Here is a 17,862-nt window from a genome sequence, read left to right on the forward strand (position 1 = left end):
GGCGGGCCCGCCGGCCCGGCTCAGTTCCCGGCGATCGCCGCCGCGACCGGGGCGGCGATCGCGGACAGCGAGGCCTCCGGCGTCGGCAGCGCGGGCACGACCACCGGCGGCCCGGGCGGCGGTGGCACCATCTGCTGCAGCACACCGGCCGCCGCCGCGGGCTCCGGGCCGGCGACGGGCGCCGGCCGCGCCGCCTTCTCCTCCGGCTCCGACCGCTGCGATGGCGCCGGTGCCGGCGGGCGTGAGGGGCCGGTCGCCACCGTGTAGTCCGGCACCACCCGTGCCTGGTTGCCGGTGATCACCAGCACCCGCTGCCCGACCGCCAGCGGCACGGTATCCTTCTGGGTGACCGAGAGCAGATCCTCCTTCTCCGTCCGCACCACATATTCATGCGCGGGGGTATCGACCACCGTGCTCTCCGCCGCGCGGCCGACCAGGCCGCCCACCAGCGCGCCGCCGACGCCGCCGAGGGCCGAGACGATGCCGCTGCCTGGCGTCTGGGCGCCGAGCACGCCGCCGGCCGCGGCGCCGGCCGCGGCGCCGGTGCTGCCCTCCGCGCTGATGTGTACCCGGCGGACGCCGACCACGATGCCCGGCTCCACCTTGTTCGCCTGCTGCACGGCGCGGGTGGCGTAGGTGTCGGGGGAGTAGCGGTCCCCGCAGGCGGCGAGGCCGAGCAGCAGGGCGAGGCAGGCGGGGAGACGGGGCAAAGCCGGTTCCTTTTGCGGCGAGGTCGCCTGTCTAGGGGAAGCGGGAGCGGCTTGTCATCCCGCGCGCGAGAAAGGCCCGGCTGGCGACTCCGCTCTTGCCCCGGTCCCCTGTCCCGTGCTTTACGCCGCCCTTCCCTGCCGCCCGCGGAGGCATCGCGCGCGGCTATGCCCGTTTGCGCGCACCGGCATCCCGCCCTGCGCCCCTGGGCTGAGACAGCCAGAGGGAGACAACATGCCGCTTTATGAAAGCGTGTTCATCGCACGCAATGATGTCACGCAGCAGCAGGTCGACACCATCGCCGACCAGATCACCGCCACCCTCGGCGAGCAGGGCGGCGAGGTCCGGAAGCGCGAGTACTGGGGCCTGCGCGGCCTCGCCTACCGCATCAAGAAGAACCGCAAGGGGCACTACATGCTCCTCGGCATCGACGCCTCCCCGGCCGCGATGCAGGAGGTCGAGCGCCAGCTCGGCCTGAACGAGGACGTGCTGCGCGTGCTGACCCTGCGGGTCGAGGCGATCGACGAGGCGCCCTCTGCCATCCTCTCCCGCCGTGGCGAGGACCGTGAGCGCGAGCGCGGCTTCCGTGGCCCGCGCCCGCCGGGCCGCTTCAGCAGCGGCCGCCGCGACCGCGGCGACGAGCGCGAGGAATTCCGTGCCCGCCCGCGCGAGGAACTCGAAGCACCCACGGGTGGCGAGGAGTAATCAGCCATGTCCGAGACGACCGAACTCTCCCCGGCCGCCCGCCGCCCTGCCGTTGGCGCCCGCCGGCCCTTCTACCGCCGCCGCAAGTCCTGCCCCTTCTCCGGCCCGAACGCGCCGAAGATCGATTACAAGGACGTGCGCCTGCTGAGCCGCTTCCTCTCGGAGCGCGGCAAGATCGTGCCGAGCCGCATCACGGCCGTGTCCGCGAAGAAGCAGCGTGAGCTGGCGAACGCCATCAAGCGCGCCCGCTTCCTGGCCCTGCTGCCCTACGTCATCAACGACTGAGGGCCTGCGGGCGGAACCCGAGGACAACGGAGCACCAGTGCCGTGACGGCGACAGGGCCGCAGGGACAGGGCCAGGGACAGGGACAGGGTGTTTTCGGCAACCCCGGGCTGCTGGCCGCGGGCGCGGCCGGCTTCGCCTCGGCGGTCGCCGCGCTCTGGGCCATGCGCGGCCTGCCGCTCGGCACCGGGCTGTTCTGGATCGCCTCCTTCCCGCTCTTCGCCGCGGGGCTCGGCTTCGGCCCGGCCAGCGCCATCGCCGCCAGCCTGCTCGCGACCCTGCTGGTCGCGCTCGCGGGCGGCGGCTTCGCCGCGGTGATCTTCCTCGCCCTCTTCGGCATGCCGGCGCCGCTGCTGGTGCTGGCGGCGCTCAGGGGCGGGAAGGTCACGCTCTCCCTGCCGCTCGCGCTGCTCGGCCTCTGGCCGCTCTTCGTGCTGATGGTCGCCTCCGCCACCCTCGGTGGCGGGGAGGGGCTGGAGGCCTCGATGCGGGCGGCGATGGAGATGGCGCTCACCCGGCTCGGCATGCCGGCGCCGGAGGCGGTGGTGGCGGAGCTGGTGCGGGTGAAGGCGGGGGCGATCGGCTTCTGGGGCGCGCTGGCGCTGCTGGCCAATGCCGCGGCGGCCATCGGCTTCCTCGCGCGGCGCGGGCTGCTCATGGTGCCGAAGCCGGACTGGTCCGCGGTGCGGCTGCCGGGCTGGTACCCGCTGCTGCCGGCCGCGGCGCTCGGCCTGTTCCTGGCGGCGCCTGCCGGCGGGGATGCGGTGTCGCTCTCGGCGCTGCTGATCCTGCTGGTGCCGCTCTTCCTGCAGGGCCTCGCTGGCGTGCATGCGCGGCTGCGCGGCCGCAAGGGAAGGCTGCCGATGCTGGTGGGCTTCTACGTGCTGCTCGTGGTGTTCCTGCAGGTGATGGGCCCGGGCCTCGTCGGCCTCGGCCTCTACGACCAATTCCAGCGGCGCGCGGCGCCGCGTCAAAGCTGACGGAAGGCGCAAGCCAATGATCGAACTGATTCTCATGCAGCGGGTCGAGAAGCTCGGCCAGATGGGCGAGCTGGTGAAGGTCCGCCCCGGCTATGCCCGCAACTTCCTGCTTCCCCAGGGCAAGGCGATCCGCGCCAATACCGAGAACCTGAAGCGGTTCGAGGAGCAGCGCGCGCAGCTCGAGGCGCAGAACCTGAAGCGCCGCGAGGAAGCCGAGCGGATCGCCGAGCGCGTCACCGGCCTGACCGTGACCATCATCCGCCAGGCCGGCGAGTCGGGCAGCCTCTACGGCTCCGTCTCCGCCCGCGACATCGCCGACGGGTGCAAGGAGGGCGGCCTGACCGTCTCCCGCAGCCAGGTGCTGCTGGAGCAGCCGATCAAGACGCTGGGCCTGACCAATGTCCGCGTCGAGCTGCACCCGGAGGTGCACATCACCGTGGTGGTGAACGTCGCCCGCTCCCTCGAGGAGGCCGAGCGCCAGGCCCGCGGCGAGGAGATCGTCCGCGAGGAGGAGCCAAGCCTCGAGGAGGAGCTGCGCGCCGAGATCGGCGCGGCGATGGAGGAGCGCTGAGCGCCCCTCGCCTGCCGGTATCCATGGAAGGGGCCCTTCGGGGCCCCTTCGCAATTCCGGGCCGCCACTTGCCGCAAGCGGCGCCGGCGCCATCTCGGCGGCATGGCCGACCCGATCCCACGTCGAGACGAGGTGACCGTCTTCTATGACGGCGCCTGCCCCGTCTGCGCCCGCGAGATCGCCTTCTACCGCGACCGGCGGGGCGCGGAGGGTCTGGCCTGGGTGGATGTCTCGCGCGAGCCGACGCAGCCGGGCCTGGACCGCGCGGCGGCGCTGGCACGGTTCCATGCCCGGCTCCCGGATGGCAGGCTGGTCTCCGGCGCCGCGGCCTTCGCCGAGGTCTGGCGGCGGGTGCCGGGCCTTCGCTGGCTCGGCCGGCTGGTCGCCTGGGGCCCAGTGACGCCGCTGGCGGAGCTGGCCTATCGTGGCTTCCTCCGGGTGCGGAGGCTGTGGCGGTGAGCGCCGGTGACGACCTGGGCGCCGCCGAGGATGCTGAGGGGCGCGCAGCGCCGCATCGCCGGCAGACCGATGGCGGCACGGCCGTGGTGATTGGCGCCTCGGGCGGCATCGGCGGCGCGCTGCTGGGCGTGCTGGAGGCGGAAGGGCGCTGGCGGCGGGTGATCGGCCTCTCGCGCAGGACCGAGCCTGGGCTCGACATCACCGAGGAGGCGAGCCTCGCCGCCGCGGCCGAGTGGCTGGGGCGGGAGGCGCCGGACCTCGCGCTGGTGGTCGTCGCCACCGGCTTCCTGCACGATGCGCGCTTCCAGCCGGAGAAGGCGATGCGCCAGCTCGACCCGGCGCATCTGGCGCAGAGCTTCGCGGTGAACGCCATCGGCCCGGCGCTCCTCATGAAGCACCTGCTGCCGCGGCTGCGGCGGGGCGGGCCGGCCGTGTTTGCCGTGCTCTCGGCCCGGGTCGGCAGCATCGGCGACAACCGGCTCGGCGGCTGGTGGAGCTACCGCGCGTCCAAGGCGGCGCTGAACCAGCTCGTGCGGACCGCTTCGGTCGAGCTGCGGCGGACCCATCCCGGCGCGGCACTCGTCGCGCTTCATCCGGGAACGGTGGAGACCGGCCTCTCGGCGCCCTTCTCCAGGGTCGGGCTTGATGTGCAGGCGCCGGCAGTGGCGGCGCGGCGAATCCTGGAGGTGCTGGCGGGGATCGGGCCGGAGCAATCGGGCGGGTTCTTCGACCATCTGGGCAGGCCGGTACCCTGGTAGCGGGCCGCCGGACCGCCCGCACACCGGCCGGTCCAGCTTGTCGTTGGACGAGCAAGCTACGACGCCCGGGTGGGTCCGCTGATGCCGATCCGCGGACATGCCGAGGCATTCCCGCGGCCTCGATTGCCGGCGCCGCTCCACGGCTTGCCTACTCGCCACAGGGCGCGGCGCTTCGCCGGGCAAGCCGGGTGGGGATGATGCCCGCCGCGATCGCGGGCGCCCCGAATTGCGAAGGGGCCCTTGCGGGCCCCTTGCGTCTCGTCCGGCTGAAGCCGGTCCTCAGGCCGCCTTCGCCATCCCGCGCAGCACGTAGTGCAGGATGCCGCCATTCTTGTAGTACTCGACCTCATCCGCCGTATCCACGCGGCAGAGCACCTGGGTAGTGTGCTTGCTGCCATCGGCGCGGGTGATGACCAGGTCGAGCGTCATGCGCGGCTTCAGGTTCTCGAGGCCGACGATGTCGATCTGCTCGTCACCCTTGATGCCGAGCGACTTGCGGTCCTCGCCATTCATGAAGACCAGCGGCAGCACGCCCATGCCGACCAGGTTGGAGCGGTGGATGCGCTCGAAGCTCTCCGCCACCACCGCCTTCACGCCCAGCAGGAAGGTGCCCTTCGCCGCCCAGTCGCGGGAGGAGCCGGTGCCGTATTCCTTGCCGCCGAAGACCACCAGCGGCACGCCCTCGGCCTTGTATTTCTGGGCGACGTTGTAGATCGGCGCCACCTCGCCCGACGGGTAGTGCTTGCTGATGCCGCCCTCGGTGCCCGGCACCATCTCGTTCTTGATGCGGATATTGGCGAAGGTGCCGCGCATCATGACTTCGTGGTTGCCGCGGCGGGCGCCATAGCTGTTGAAGTCAGCCTGCCGGACCTGGTGCTCCACCAGGTACTCACCGGCGGGCGAGGCCTTCTTGATGTTGCCGGCGGGCGAGATGTGGTCGGTGGTGATGGAATCCGCCAGCACCGCCAGCACGCGGGCACCCTGGATCGGCTGGATGCCCTTCACCTCCGGCGTGATGCCCTCGAAATAGGGCGGGTTCTGCACATAGGTGGAGCCCGAGTTCCAGCGATAGGTGTCGCTGTCCGCATCCACCCGGATCGCCTGCCACTGCTGCGGACCCTTGAAGACATCGCCGTAGCGCTCGACGAACATCTCGCGGGTCACCACGCTGTGCACGGTGTCCGAGACTTCCTTCTGCGTCGGCCAGATGTCCTTCAGATAGACGGGCTGGCCGTTGTTGCCCGTGCCGATCGGCTCCTTGCTCAGGTCCTTCGTCACCGTGCCAGCCAGCGCATAGGCGACGACCAGCGGCGGGGAGGCCAGGTAGTTCGCCCGGACATTGGCATGGACGCGGCCCTCGAAGTTGCGGTTGCCCGAGAGCACCGCGGCGGCCACCAGCTTCTCGTTCTCGATCGCGTCCACGATCGGGTCCGGCAGCGGGCCGGAATTGCCGATGCAGGTGGTGCAGCCATAGCCCGCGATGTTGAAGCCGAGGGCATCGAGATGCGGCTGCAGGCCGGACTGCGCGAGGTAGTCGGTGACCACCTGCGAGCCGGGGGCGAGCGAGGTCTTGACCCAGGGCTTCGCCTTCAGGCCGAGCTCGTTCGCCTTCTTCGCCACCAGCCCGGCCGCCACCAGGACATAGGGGTTGGAGGTGTTGGTGCAGCTCGTGATAGCGGCGATCACCACATCGCCATGGCCGAGGTCGTAATTGGCGCCCTCGACCTTCACGCGCTTGTTGGCCTCGTCGCCCGGCACGCCCATGACGCCGGCGGCCAGGTCCTTGGCGAAGCCCGCCGCGACGCCCGACAGCGCCACGCGGTCCTGCGGCCGCTTCGGGCCGGCGAGGGAGGGCTCGACGGTGGAGAGGTCCAGCTCCAGCGTGTCGGTGAAGACCGGGTCGGGCGTCGCGCTGTCGCGCCACATGCCCTGGGCTTTGCAGTATTCCTCGACCAGCTTGATCCGGTGCTCGTCGCGGCCGGAGAGGTTGAGGTAGCCGATGGTGGTGGCATCGACCGGGAAGAAGCCGCAGGTCGCGCCATACTCGGGCGCCATGTTGGCGATGGTCGCGCGGTCGGCCAGCGGCAGGTCATCCAGGCCCGGGCCGTAGAACTCGACGAACTTGCCGACCACGCCCTTCTTGCGGAGCATCTGCGTCACGGTCAGCACCAGGTCGGTCGCCGTCACGCCTTCCTTCAGCCTGCCGGTCAGCTTGAAGCCGATGACGTCCGGGATCAGCATGGCGATGGGCTGGCCGAGCATGGCCGCCTCCGCCTCGATGCCGCCGACGCCCCAGCCCAGCACGCCAAGGCCGTTCACCATGGTGGTGTGGCTGTCCGTGCCGTAGCAGCTATCGGGATAGGCATAGGTGTCGCCGGCGTCCTGCATGGTCCAGACGACCTGCGCCAGGTATTCCAGGTTCACCTGGTGGCAGATGCCGGTGCCGGGCGGCACGACGCGGAAATTGTCGAAGGCAGCCTGGCCCCAGCGCAGGAACTCGTAGCGCTCGCCGTTCCGCTCGAACTCGATATCGACGTTCTTCTGCAGCGCGTCCGGGGTGCCCGAATAGTCCACCATCACCGAGTGGTCGATGACGAGATCCACCGGGACCAGCGGATTCACCCGGCGCGGGTCGCCGCCCAGCTTGATGATGCCGTCGCGCATGGCCGCGAGGTCCACCACGCCGGGCACGCCGGTGAAGTCCTGCATCAGGATGCGGGCGGGGCGGAAGGGCACCTCCTTTTCGGACTTGCCGGCCGGCAGCCAGCCGGCGATCGCCTTGGCGTCGTCCACGGTGTAGCTGCGGCCGTCCTCGTAGCGGAGGACATTCTCGAGCAGCACCTTGAGGCTGAAGGGCAGCCGGCTGATGTCGCCGATGGCCTTGGCCGCCTCGGGCAGGCTGAAGTAATGATAGGTCTTGCCGTCCACCGTCAGGGTGCGGCGGGTCTTCAGGCTGTCCTGCCCGATCATCCGCATGATCCGGAACCTTCTTTCTTCGTCGCGCCCCGTTGCGGCACGCCACGGCGGCGGTTTTAAGCATGGCAGCGCCAGACGGTCCACGGGGCGCCGAATCTCCAAGGAACTGGGTCGGATATGCTGGAAGCGCGGGACCTGGCCTGTTTGCGGGGCGAGAGGGCCGTCTTCGCCGGCCTGTCCTTCCAACTCGGGGCGGAAGGCGCGCTGCTGCTGGTCGGCGCCAATGGCGCGGGCAAATCCACCCTGCTGCGGCTGCTGGCCGGGCTGCTGCGGCCAGCGGCCGGCGAGCTGCTCTGGGACGGCGAGGATGCGCTGGCCGACCGCGCCGCGCATGCCGCAAGGCTGCGCTACCTCTCCCACCAGGATGCGCTGAAGCCGGCCCTCACGGCGCGGGAAAACCTGCTGCTCTTCGCCCGGCTCTGGGGCGGCGATGTGGACACCGCCCTGGCGGCGCTCGACCTCCTGCCGCTCGCGGAATTGCCGGCGCGGGTGCTGTCCTCGGGCCAGAAGCGAAGGCTGGCGCTGGCCCGGCTCGCCCTGGCGCCGGCCCCTCTCTGGCTGCTGGATGAGCCGACGGTGGGGCTCGATGCCGCCTCGGTGGAGCGGCTCGGCCTGCTGCTGGCGCGGCACCGGGCGGCCGGCGGGATGGTGCTGGCGGCGACCCACCTGCCGCTGCCCCTGCCCGGCGCGGGGGAGTTGCGGCTGTGACCCCGGCGGATGCCAGGGCGGGCGAGGCGCTCCCCGCCGCGGCGCGGCGCGCCTTCCCCGCGCGCTCGCCCTTCGGCGCCTGGCTGGCCCTGCTGGGGCGAGAGCTGCGGCTGGCCCTGCGCCACCCTGCCGACACGCTGGCAGCGGTGATGTTCTTCGTCCTCGTCGCCGCGCTGTTTCCCTTCGGCGTCGGCCCGGCGCCGGAAACGCTGGCGCGCCTCGCCCCCGGCGCCCTGCTGGCGGCCGCCCTGCTGGCCGCCCTGCTGCCGCTCGACCGGATGTTCGGCGCGGATGCCGAGGACGGGACCCTCGACCAGCTCCTGTTGAGCGGCCTCGGCCCCTCTGCCGTCGCCGCGGCCAAGGCGGCGGCGCACTGGCTGACCACCGGCCTGCCGCTGCTGCTGGCCACGCCGGTGGCCGCCGCCATGCTGAACCTGCCGGTGGAGGCCTGGCCGGCGGCCATGGCGGCGCTCGGCCTGGCCGCCGGCTTCCTCTCCCTGCTCGGCACCGCCGGGGCGGCGCTGACGCTGGGCGCCCGGCGCGGCGGGGTGCTGCTGCCCCTGCTGGTCCTGCCGCTGGCGATCCCGGCGGTGATCTTCGGCGCGGCGGGGATCGAGGCGGCGGCGGCGGGGCTGGAGGCGCGGCCCTATCTGCTGCTGCTCTCGGCGCTGCTGGCGGCGGCCCTGCCGCTGGCGCCGCTGGCCGCGGGGGCGGCGCTGCGAACGGAGTAGCGGCGCTGGACGGCAGGGGCCTGACCTTGCTGCCGTCCCGGATGGCCGCCGAGGACCGACCGGCTGCCTGGCCGCTCGGCCAGAGCCGAGCGCGGAGGCCGCGGATGACCGGACGCGAGACTCTGCACGAAAAGCAAAGGCTACAGTGGATTGGCGTTCAGTTGTGAACGCAGTCCGCCGTGGCAGGCGCCCATCTGTGCGGTGCCTGCACGGCCGGATGCCGTGCCGGCCAGGGTCACCGCCTTCCTGGGCCGGCTGCGCAGCCGGCCCCGGCGCGGGCTGAGGGAGGCGGCGGATGTTGCAGCAGGCGCTCGACTGGATCGGGCAGAACCGGCCGGCCATGATCGCCCTGGTGATCGTGCTGGGGCTGACGCTGCTGGCGGGGCGGCGGCGCTGAGAATCCCGGGGGGTCGGGAATGTCCCCTGCCGATCGGGCGGCTGGTCCCGCCCTGCGGAAGAATGGCATGGTCCCCCGAACGGGAGGACATGACCATGCCGCAGCTCACGCCCCTGCATCCCCTGTTCGCCGCGCGCGTCACCGGCCTCGACCTGCGCCGCGGGGTGACGCCGGAGGAGGCCGCCTGGCTGCGGGCGGCGCTGGACCGCCATTCCGTCCTGGTCCTGCCCGGCCAGGAGATCGACGATGCGCAGCAGATCGCCTTCTCCGAGGCGTTCGGCCCGCTGGAGGCGACCCGCCCGGGCGCGCGCGGCGCCGGCAGCCCGCTGATCGTGCTGAGCAACATCGCGCGGGATGGCAGCATCGCCGCGCCGACCGACCGGCAGGTGCTGAACAACCTGGCGAACCGCGCCTGGCACCATGACAGCAGCTTCAAGCCCGTGCCGGCCCGCGCCTCCGCCCTCTCGGCGCGGGAGGTCCCGGCGCGGGGCGGGGAGACGGAATTCGCCTCCATGCGCGCGGCCTGGGCGGCGCTGCCGGAGGCGCTGCGGGCGCAGGTCCGGGGGCGTGTCGCGGTGCACGACTTCGCCTGGTCCCGCAACCGTGTCTCCCCGGCGCTGGTGGCGGAGGCGGAGCGGGCGCAGCACCCGCCGGTGCGCCAAGCCATGCTGCTGGAGGAGAACCCGCACGGCCCCGCCCTCTATCTCGGCGCCCATGCCCGCAGCGTGGAGGGCATGGAGGAGGCGGAGGGCCGGGCGCTGATCGAGGCGCTGATGGCGCACGCCACCCAGCCGACCTTCGTCTACCGCCATGCCTGGGCGCGGCACGACATCGTCATCTGGGACAACCGCGCGGTGCTGCACCGGGCGACGCCCTTCGACAGCGATGCGGAGCGCCGGCTGATGGTGCGGACAACGATCGCCGGGGCGGGCCCCACCCTGGCCGCCGCAGCGTAACCCAGGCCGGGTCCAGGGGTCGCCTGACCCCTGTTGGGGGGTCGAGGGGGGCGACGCCCCCCTCGCTGTCAGGCCGGCAGGATGGACGCGTGCGCCAGGTTGCTCAGCACATCCATGCGCTGGTTGTGGAAGAGCTCCGTCTGCCGGCAGTTCGAGAAGAAGGCGAAGCTCACCCCACTGGCCGGGTCCGCCCAGCAATAGGAACTGCCGACGCCGCCATGGCCGAAGGTGCGAGGATGCGCGATGGCGCCGAGGCCGCGTGCCACCGGCCATTCCCCGCGCGAATGCGGCCCGATGCCGCGATGCATGGGCAGGCCCATATATTCGTCGATGCGGTCACCGGTGAAATTGCGGGTGACGAACTCGATCATGCGCGGCGAGAGCACGCGCACCCCGTTCAACTGCCCGCCCTGCGCCAGCATCTGGTAGAAGGCCGCCATGCCGCGCGCCGTGCCATAGCCGCCGCCGCCCGGGATGCCAGCGGCGTGGTGCGCGGCGGTGTTCTCCGCCACGCGCGGCGGGAAGCGGCCCTCCTGCGGCGGGTCGTAGATCTCGGCGGCGCGGCCGAGCTCGGCCTCCGGCAGGCCGACGAAGACCTCCTCCGCCAGGCCGAGCGGCGCGATCACCCGTTCCCGGATGAAGGCGCGGAAGTCCCGGCCGGTGATCGCCTCGATCAGCACCGCCGCGGTCCAGTGGGCGGAGGCCGGGTGGTACTGGACCTTGCTGCCCGGAGTCCATTCCAGGGTGAAGTCCGAGACCGTCCGCCGCAGCAGCGCATGGTCTGCCCAGCAGGCCTCCGGCACCACCGCGGAGGGGAAGCCGCCCTGATGGGTCAGCAACTGCAGCACGGTGATGCCGCCCTTGCCATTGGCCGCGAATTCCGGGACGTGCTGGGCGATGGGGTCGGAGAAGCGGAGCAGCCCCTCCTCCACCAGCATCCAGACCGCGGCGGCGGTCACCACCTTGGTATTGGAATACATCAGGAAGAGCGTGCGGTCGTCCGCCGCCATGTCCGGCGCGACACGTGCCTTCCCGAAGCTGCGGAAGAGCGCCAGCCTGCCGTGCCGGGCCACCGCCACCTGCGCGCCGGGATGATGCCCCTCGGCGATGTGCCGCTCGATGGTGGCGCAGAGCCGCTCGAGCGGCCGCGGGTCGAGGCCGAGCGCCTCCGGGTTGGATTCGGGCAGCGGGAAGCTCATGCGGCGTCTCCTCCTTCGGAGGAGGCGCGGCGCGGGCCGCCCTCCTCGTTCTTCGGAGAGAGCCTAAGCAGGCGGACCGGGCGATGCCAGCCCGCCCTGGCGGGGCCGCACGCATGACGGGGCCCGGAGGCACCAGCCTCCAGGCCGCCCGGGATCAATCCGGCTGGATGCGCGCCCGCCGCACCACCTCGGCCCAGCGCGCGGCATCGGCGCGGATCAGCTCGCCCAGCACCTCGGGCGGCGCCTCCACCGGCTCCAGGCCCAGCGCCGCGAGGCGCTCCGCCACCTCCGGCTTCTTCACGATCTGCGCGATGGCGGCATGCACCCGCGCGAGGATCGCCGGATCCGTGCCCGCCGGCGCCACGATGCCGTGCCAGCCCACCGCCTCGGCGCCCGGCAGGCCGGCCTCGGCGAGCGTCGGCACCTCCGGCAGGGCGCCGGTGCGCTGGCCGGGGGAGACGAAGAGGCCCCGCATGCGGCCGATGCGGACATGGTCCGCGACGGCGCCGATATTGATCAGCACGCCCTGCAGGGTGCCGCCCAGCAGGTCGTTCACCGCCAGCGCGCCGCCCTTGTAGGGCACATGCGTCCAGCGGATCTCGGCCGCCGCCTGGATCTGCTCGCCGATCAGATGCGACAGGCTGCCATTGCCCGGCGTGCCGACCGCGACCGGGCTGCGGCGCGCGAGGGTGACGAACTCCTCCAGCGTGCGCGCCGGGCTGTCCGCCCGCACCACCAGGATCTGCGGCACGCGCACGCCCTGCGTCACCGGCGCGAAGCCCGTCACGTCGAAGCCGAGCTTCGGGAAGAGCGTCTTGTTGATCGAGAGGCTGTCGGAGCCCGCGAGCAGCGTGTAGCCATCCGGCTTCTGTCGCGCGACGAATTCGTAGCCGATATTGCTGCCGGCGCCGGGCATGTTCTCGACCAGCACATTCTGGCCCAGCGCCTCGGTCAGGTGCTTGGCGAACAGCCGCGCGACGATGTCCTGGCTGCCGCCGGGCGCCACCGGGACGATGTAGCGGATGGAGCGTTCGGCCGGCCAGGTGCCGGGCTGGGCAAGCGCGGGCCGCGCCAGGGCGGCGGCGCCGGCGATCGCCAGGAAGGAACGACGGGATGGGCTGGTCATGTCACACGGTCTCCAGCCGCCGGCGCAGCAGGCCGAGCGGCGCGGCGGCGCCGAGCGCCGGCTGGTAGGCGATATCGACGAGGCGGCGGGAGCGCTCCCACTGCGCGGGATCGGCGCCTTCCGGCACCTCGACCGTGCTGACGCCGCAGCGCAGCAGCATGCGCCACTGGTCCGGCAGGACATGGCCGGTCGCGCGGATCTCGCCGGTGAAGCCGTGATGCTCGCGCAGCGCCCGGGCCTGGGTGAAGGCGCGGCCGTCCTTCGACTTGGGCAGGGTCACCGTGATCAGCGAGAGGCGCGGCAGCAGCGCCGCGATCTCCTCCGGCTGGGTCGCGGGATCGAGGGCGAGGCCGAGCTTGGCGTTGCGGCCGGCGAGGTCCTCGCTCCGCAGCCGCGCCAGGCTCAGGATCGCCGGCTGGTCCGGGACCGGCGCGTCATCGGCCACCCGCACCCATTCATCCGCGACGAGGCGGCCATTCTCAAGCAGCGGCATAGAGCGCCTCCTTGAACGGCGCGAGGCCGATGCGGCGATAGGTGTCGATGAAGCGCTCGCCCGGCCGGCGATGCGCGAGATGGGTGCGGAGGATGGTCTCGACCGCATCCGTCACCTGGTCATAGGCGAAGCCGGGGCCCACCAGCTCGCCGAGCGCGGCATCGTTGGTCGCGCTGCCGCCCAGCGTGATCTGGTAGCTCTCGGCACCCCGCTTATCGACGCCGAGGATGCCGATATGGCCGACATGGTGGTGGCCGCAGGCATTGATGCAGCCGGAGATGTTGATGAAGCACTCGCCGATGTCGTGCTGGCGGTCCAGGTCGGCGAAGCGTTCGGAAATCATCTGCGCGACGGGGATGCTGCGGGCCGTCGCCAGGGCGCAGTAGTCCATGCCTGGGCAGGCGATGATGTCGCTGATCAGGCCGATATTCGGCGTGGCGAGGCCGGCCTCCCGCAGCCCCTGCCAGACCGCCGGCAGGTCCTCCTGCCGCACATGCGGCAGCACCAGGTTCTGCACATGGCTGACGCGGATCTCGCCGAAGGAATGCCGCTCGGCGAGGGCCGCGACGGCCTCCATCTGCTCGGCGCTGGCATCGCCCGGAATGCCGCCGATCGGCTTCAGGGAGATGGTGACGGAGGCATAGCCGGGCTGCCTGTGGGCGCGCACGCTGCGCCCCGCCCAGGCGGCGAATTCGGCATTGCCGGCCAGCATCCCGGCAAAGCCAGCGGGGTTGTCCGGCAGCGCGGCGAAGGGCGGCGGGGCGAAATGGGCCGCGATCTGCGCCACGATCTCGGGGTCCAGCCGGTAGCGCTGCTTCGGCAGGCGCGCGAATTCCTGCTCGACGCGCTGGCGGAACTCCTCGCCCAGGTCCCGCACCAGGATCTTGATGCGTGCCTTGTAGATGTTCTCGCGCTGGCCGAGGGCGTTGTAGACGCGCAGCACGGCTTCCAGATAGGCGAGGAACTCTTCCTCCGGCACCCAGTCGCGCAGCCTGGTCGCCAGGATCGGGGTGCGGCCCAGGCCGCCGCCGGCCCAGATCTCGAAGCCGATCTCGCCCGCCGCGTTCTGCTTCGCCTGCACGGCGATGTCATGCACCTGCAGCGCCACGCGGTCATGCGGCGCGCCGCTGATGGCGATCTTGAACTTGCGCGGCAGCCAGGTGAATTCGGGATGCAGCGTGGACCACTGCCGGATGATCTCGGCATAGATCCGCGGGTCCACCACCTCATCCGGCGAGGCGCCGGCATATTCGTCCGTCGTGGTGTTGCGGATGCAGTTGCCGCTGGTCTGGATGGCATGCATGTCGACATCCGCGAGCGCACGCGCGATGTCCGGCACGTCCTCCAGCTTCGTCCAGTTGAACTGGATGTTCTGGCGGGTGGTGAAATGGCCGAAGCCGCGGTCCCAGCGGCGGGCGATCATCGCAAGCTGCCGGAGCTGCGTCGCGTTCAGGATGCCGTAGGGGATGGCGATCCGGTACATATAGGCGTGCAGCTGCAGGTAGAGGCCGTTCATCAGCCGCAGCGGCTTGAACTCGTCCTCGGTCAGCTCGCCGCGCAGCCGGCGCTCGATCTGGCCGGTGAACTCGGCGATGCGCTCCTGCAGGAACTCCCGGTCCACCTCGTCATAGCGATAGGTCCGCGCATGCGGCGGATAGGACGGGGCCGGCAGGCCGGGCTTGGAGATGGCGTTCATCGGGCGGTCTCCCGGCGGTCAGGAGGCGAGGCGGTAGGCGGGCGGCTCGGCAGCCGCAGTCGGCTCGCGCGGCTCCGCCGTGTCGTTCGCTTCGCGCGGCTCCGCCGCATCGTTCGGTCCGCGCGGCTCCGCCGTATCGTTCGCTTCGCGCGGCTCCGCCGCGACGCTCGGCCCCTTGGCACGCAGCCGCTCCCGGAACTTCACCGGCACGGGGATGCCGCCCTGCACGGCGACCTCGGCGCCATAGACGCCGACGACCTGCTGGGCCCGCTCGCCCTGGCGGGCGAGGGCGAGGCCCGCCTCGGCCTCCTGCGGCGGGAAGACCCGGGCCTCGGCCACGGTCTCCGCCCAGCGGTCGCCCTCGGCCAGCCAGACCACCCTACCGTCGCGGAGGCGATTGGCGGTGAAGACCATGGGCGCGGTGGCGGGCTTCGCCTTCGCCGGGGTGCTCATCGTGGAGGATTTCCTTGGCGGTCCGGATGGCGGCCGCAGGACCGCCTCTGATGGGGGGCAGCATTTAACGATATGGAACCGGATGTTCAAGCTTATCCACGCATAAGACCGCCCTCAAGTTCCACATGGCTGCCCGCCGCATTGCGCGCATCCATGCAAGACCTTGAAACTACAGAGATCATCAAGGCGCTTGCTGAGCGCCCAGGTTTCATGCTGTCTTTCCGCCAAATCCGGATATCACGAATGATCAGTGTGGATTTCCGCTCGGCTCTGGCCGAGGGCGAGGCGCCGGCGCCGGGCGAGGTCTGGCTGGTCGGCGCCGGCCCGGGCGACCCGGGCCTGCTGACCCGCCGCGCCGCCTCGGTGCTGGCGGCGGCCGACCTGGTGCTGCATGACGCGCTGCCGGGCCGCGCCGTGCTGCGGCTGGTCCGGCCGGGCGCGACGCTCCTGGCGGTCGGCAAGCGCAAGGGCCATGCCCCGCTCTCCCAGGCGGAGATCCATGCCAAGCTGATCGAGGGGGCGCGGGCCGGGCTGCGGGTGGTGCGCCTCAAGGGCGGCGACCCCTTCCTCTTCGGCCGCGGCGGGGAGGAGGCGGCAGCGCTGGCCGAGGCCGGGATTCCCTGGCGCGTGGTCCCGGGCGTCACCGCCGGCCTGGCGGCGCCGGCCGCCGCCGGCATCCCCGTGACCCATCGCGGCACGGCCAGGGCCGTCACCTTCGTCACCGGCCATGACGCCGCCGGCAACCTGCCCGATTCCATCGACTGGGCCGCGCTCGGCCGGGCCGGCGGTACCATCACCGCCTTCATGGCGCTGACCAAGCTGGACGAGATCGCCTTGCGGTTGCTGGCCGCCGGCAGGCCGGCCTCGACGCCGGTCGCGGTGGTGGCGCAGGCTTCCCTGCCCGGCCAGGCGGTGCTGCGGACCACCCTCGGCGCCTGCACCCTGGATGCTCGCCGCGCCGGGCTGCCCATGCCGGCCCTGGTCGTGATCGGGGAGGTGGCGGCGCTGGCCGCCACCCTGCTGCCCCCGGCGGAGCCCGGTCCGCGGCGGCGGCAGAGCGCCTGACGCGCCTCCGCCGGACCCGGGCCGATTGCAAATTCGGGGGAGAGGCGCGGCGGGGCGGCCCCGCCGGCCCGGCCGGGCCGGGCAGATAATGACTCCGCGGCAAAAGAATGCTACGGTTTCAGCAATGTGGCGAAACTGACCGGCCTTGGTACCGGATCGCCGGCGGAACCACCTTTGGAACTTCGGCATGCACAGCGAACCCGGCAGGCCCTGTTTCGATGGGACAGATGGGTGGCTGAGGCCCGGGCCGGTGCTGGCCTGGCAACCATGGCATCGCGACCTGCCGCAGGAGAGTCGTCCGGAATGAAGGCACCCGCCAACGCCAGGGGATCGGGCACACGCTCCACCGCGGCGAAGCCGGCTGGAAAGGCAGCGCGAGCCGCGGCCAAGCCCAAGCAGGTGGCGGAGCCCCGGCGCAGCACTGCACCCAAGCCCGCGGTGAAACCGGCGGCCAAGCCGGCCAGGAAGGCTCCGGCCCCGCCGGTTAAGGCGGCCCCGCCCGCCAAGGCGCTGCCGGCCAAGGCCGCCCCGAAGCCGAAGGCCGCCGCCGCCGCCAAGGCACCGCCCCCGCCGGCCAGGACCGCCGCCGCGCAGCCTGCCGCCGCGAAAGCCGCGCCGAAGCCGACAGCCCCCGCCCCCCGGGCCGCAACGCCCAGGCCCGCCGCCTCGGCCGGCCGTGCCGCCGAAGCGGGCCGCACCGCGCCGCCCATGGACCTGGCCGTGGCACCGGCCGCCCCTGCGCCGAAGCCCGCCGCCAGGCCGGCCGCCGCCCCCATGCCCGCCGCAAAGCCGGCACCCGCGCCCGCCCCCGCCGCGAAGCCTGCTCCCACCGGGCTGGCCGAGCAGCAGGCGGCCGCACCCCTCCCCGCTCCCGCTCCGCCCGTCAGCGCCCACGGCGCCCCGGCGCGGCGCGAGGGTCCTCATTCACCACCTCCGAGACAGCCCGCAAAGCCAGTGGAATTCAAGGCCGGCGACCATGTCGTCTACCCGACCCATGGGGTCGGTACCGTTCAGGGCATCGAGACGATGTCCGCTGCGGGTCACTCCCTCCAGGTCATTGTCGTGACCTTCGATGAGAACCGGATGACGCTGCGCGTCCCGGTCGGCAAGGCCTCCTCCTCCGGCCTCCGCAAGCTCGCCTCCGACGAGGCGATGAAGGAGGCGCTGGACACGCTGAAGGGCCGGGCGCGCATCAAGCGCACCATGTGGTCCCGCCGCGCCCAGGAATATGAGGCAAAGATCAACTCCGGCGATCCCATCCAGATCGCCGAGGTGGTCCGCGATCTGCACCGCAATGCCGGTCAGCCCGACCAGTCCTTCTCCGAACGGCAGATCTACGAGCAGGCGCTGGACCGTCTGGCCGCGGAGCTCGCCGCCATCGACCGCACCGACAAGGCGGCGGCGACCGAGAAGCTGCTGCAGCACCTGAAGGCGGCCTAGCAGGCTGCTGAAATTCATTGTGGTGATGCCGCCTGCGTGATTCCCTACCCCCGGCAGCGAGCGGGGTGAGGATGCGTGGCAGTGATGCGGTGGTTGGGTCGCTGTTCAGCTACGTGGATTTGGAACAACGGGTCCGGGCCGACCATCCGCTGCGGGTG

18 protein-coding genes are annotated in these 17,862 nt (G+C 72.1%); 11 read left to right on the forward strand and 7 right to left on the reverse strand.

Translation table 11 applies throughout. From position 1 onward, the window contains the following. Positions 1 to 20: 20 nt before the first annotated feature. Complete coding sequence (locus LHA35_RS17105) at positions 21 to 710, reverse strand: hypothetical protein (protein WP_226610195.1); 690 nt, start codon at positions 708 to 710, stop codon at positions 21 to 23. A 232-nt stretch (positions 711 to 942) separates the two neighbouring features. Here LHA35_RS17105 and rpsF point away from each other — a divergent pair, with 232 nt between their 5' ends. The 6 genes from rpsF (at position 943) to LHA35_RS17135 (ending at position 4,464) form a co-directional block, all read left to right on the forward strand. Continuing rightward, positions 943 to 1,413, forward strand: a complete 471-nt coding sequence (gene rpsF / locus LHA35_RS17110; protein ID WP_226610196.1) for a 30S ribosomal protein S6 — start codon at positions 943 to 945, stop codon at positions 1,411 to 1,413. Positions 1,414 to 1,419: 6 nt separating this feature from the next. Next, positions 1,420 to 1,698 (forward strand): 30S ribosomal protein S18, encoded by a 279-nt coding sequence (rpsR, locus tag LHA35_RS17115; RefSeq protein WP_226610199.1) that lies wholly within the window; start codon positions 1,420 to 1,422, stop codon positions 1,696 to 1,698. A gap of 42 nt (positions 1,699 to 1,740) precedes the next feature. Beyond that, the gene (locus LHA35_RS17120; protein ID WP_226610201.1) at positions 1,741 to 2,676 is read left to right on the forward strand and encodes a hypothetical protein; all 936 of its coding nucleotides are present in this window, start codon (positions 1,741 to 1,743) and stop codon (positions 2,674 to 2,676) included. 16 nt (positions 2,677 to 2,692) lie between these two features. Continuing rightward, the gene (gene rplI, locus LHA35_RS17125; protein WP_226610204.1) at positions 2,693 to 3,247 is read left to right on the forward strand and encodes a 50S ribosomal protein L9; all 555 of its coding nucleotides are present in this window, start codon (positions 2,693 to 2,695) and stop codon (positions 3,245 to 3,247) included. Positions 3,248 to 3,349: 102 nt separating this feature from the next. Beyond that, a complete protein-coding gene (locus tag LHA35_RS17130; protein WP_226610207.1) occupies positions 3,350 to 3,706 on the forward strand; it encodes a thiol-disulfide oxidoreductase DCC family protein in 357 nt (118 codons plus the stop codon). After that, on the forward strand, positions 3,703 to 4,464 hold the full coding sequence (locus tag LHA35_RS17135) for an SDR family NAD(P)-dependent oxidoreductase (RefSeq protein ID WP_338050902.1): 762 nt from the start codon (positions 3,703 to 3,705) through the stop codon (positions 4,462 to 4,464). The genes LHA35_RS17130 and LHA35_RS17135 overlap by 4 nt, the downstream gene beginning before the upstream one ends. 279 nt (positions 4,465 to 4,743) lie before the next feature. On the opposite strand, the gene acnA is transcribed toward LHA35_RS17135, so the two are convergent. Further along, complete coding sequence (gene acnA / locus LHA35_RS17140; protein WP_226610209.1) at positions 4,744 to 7,440, reverse strand: aconitate hydratase AcnA; 2,697 nt, start codon at positions 7,438 to 7,440, stop codon at positions 4,744 to 4,746. Positions 7,441 to 7,557: 117 nt separating this feature from the next. Here acnA and ccmA point away from each other — a divergent pair, with 117 nt between their 5' ends. The 3 genes from ccmA (at position 7,558) to LHA35_RS17155 (ending at position 10,232) form a co-directional block, all read left to right on the forward strand. After that, complete coding sequence (gene ccmA, locus LHA35_RS17145) at positions 7,558 to 8,148, forward strand: heme ABC exporter ATP-binding protein CcmA (RefSeq protein WP_338050903.1); 591 nt, start codon at positions 7,558 to 7,560, stop codon at positions 8,146 to 8,148. Between the two features lie 83 nt (positions 8,149 to 8,231). Then, complete coding sequence (gene ccmB / locus LHA35_RS17150) at positions 8,232 to 8,879, forward strand: heme exporter protein CcmB (RefSeq protein ID WP_226610235.1); 648 nt, start codon at positions 8,232 to 8,234, stop codon at positions 8,877 to 8,879. A 459-nt stretch (positions 8,880 to 9,338) separates the two neighbouring features. Beyond that, positions 9,339 to 10,232, forward strand: coding sequence for a TauD/TfdA dioxygenase family protein (locus LHA35_RS17155; RefSeq protein ID WP_226610213.1), 894 nt, complete (start codon positions 9,339 to 9,341; stop codon positions 10,230 to 10,232). Positions 10,233 to 10,300: 68 nt separating this feature from the next. Here the strand turns inward: LHA35_RS17155 and LHA35_RS17160 are convergent, their stop codons facing one another. The 5 genes from LHA35_RS17160 to LHA35_RS17180 form a co-directional block, all read right to left on the reverse strand. Next, the gene (locus LHA35_RS17160; RefSeq protein ID WP_226610215.1) at positions 10,301 to 11,431 is read right to left on the reverse strand and encodes a serine hydrolase domain-containing protein; all 1,131 of its coding nucleotides are present in this window, start codon (positions 11,429 to 11,431) and stop codon (positions 10,301 to 10,303) included. A 154-nt stretch (positions 11,432 to 11,585) separates the two neighbouring features. Next, on the reverse strand, positions 11,586 to 12,557 hold the full coding sequence (locus LHA35_RS17165; RefSeq protein ID WP_226610218.1) for a Bug family tripartite tricarboxylate transporter substrate binding protein: 972 nt from the start codon (positions 12,555 to 12,557) through the stop codon (positions 11,586 to 11,588). Position 12,558: 1 nt separating this feature from the next. Further along, a complete protein-coding gene (locus LHA35_RS17170; RefSeq protein WP_226610221.1) occupies positions 12,559 to 13,050 on the reverse strand; it encodes a DUF934 domain-containing protein in 492 nt (163 codons plus the stop codon). After that, on the reverse strand, positions 13,037 to 14,746 hold the full coding sequence (locus tag LHA35_RS17175; RefSeq protein ID WP_226610223.1) for a nitrite/sulfite reductase: 1,710 nt from the start codon (positions 14,744 to 14,746) through the stop codon (positions 13,037 to 13,039). Before LHA35_RS17175 ends, LHA35_RS17170 begins: the two co-directional genes overlap by 14 nt. 18 nt (positions 14,747 to 14,764) lie before the next feature. Then, entirely contained in the window at positions 14,765 to 15,199 is a 435-nt protein-coding gene (locus LHA35_RS17180; protein ID WP_226610224.1) for a DUF2849 domain-containing protein, read from the reverse strand. A 243-nt stretch (positions 15,200 to 15,442) separates the two neighbouring features. Between LHA35_RS17180 and cobA the strand changes: the two genes are divergently transcribed. Together cobA and LHA35_RS17190 are read left to right on the forward strand one after the other, a co-directional pair. Further along, positions 15,443 to 16,264 (forward strand): uroporphyrinogen-III C-methyltransferase, encoded by an 822-nt coding sequence (cobA, locus tag LHA35_RS17185; protein WP_226610226.1) that lies wholly within the window; start codon positions 15,443 to 15,445, stop codon positions 16,262 to 16,264. A 954-nt stretch (positions 16,265 to 17,218) separates the two neighbouring features. Further along, positions 17,219 to 17,704: a CarD family transcriptional regulator gene (locus tag LHA35_RS17190; protein WP_226610228.1), complete on the forward strand. Its 486-nt coding sequence runs from the start codon at positions 17,219 to 17,221 to the stop codon at positions 17,702 to 17,704. The last annotated feature ends 158 nt before the right edge of the window (positions 17,705 to 17,862 follow it).

It is taken from the genome of Roseicella aerolata, assembly GCF_020523605.1.
Taxonomy (GTDB): domain Bacteria; phylum Pseudomonadota; class Alphaproteobacteria; order Acetobacterales; family Acetobacteraceae; genus Paracraurococcus; species Paracraurococcus aerolatus.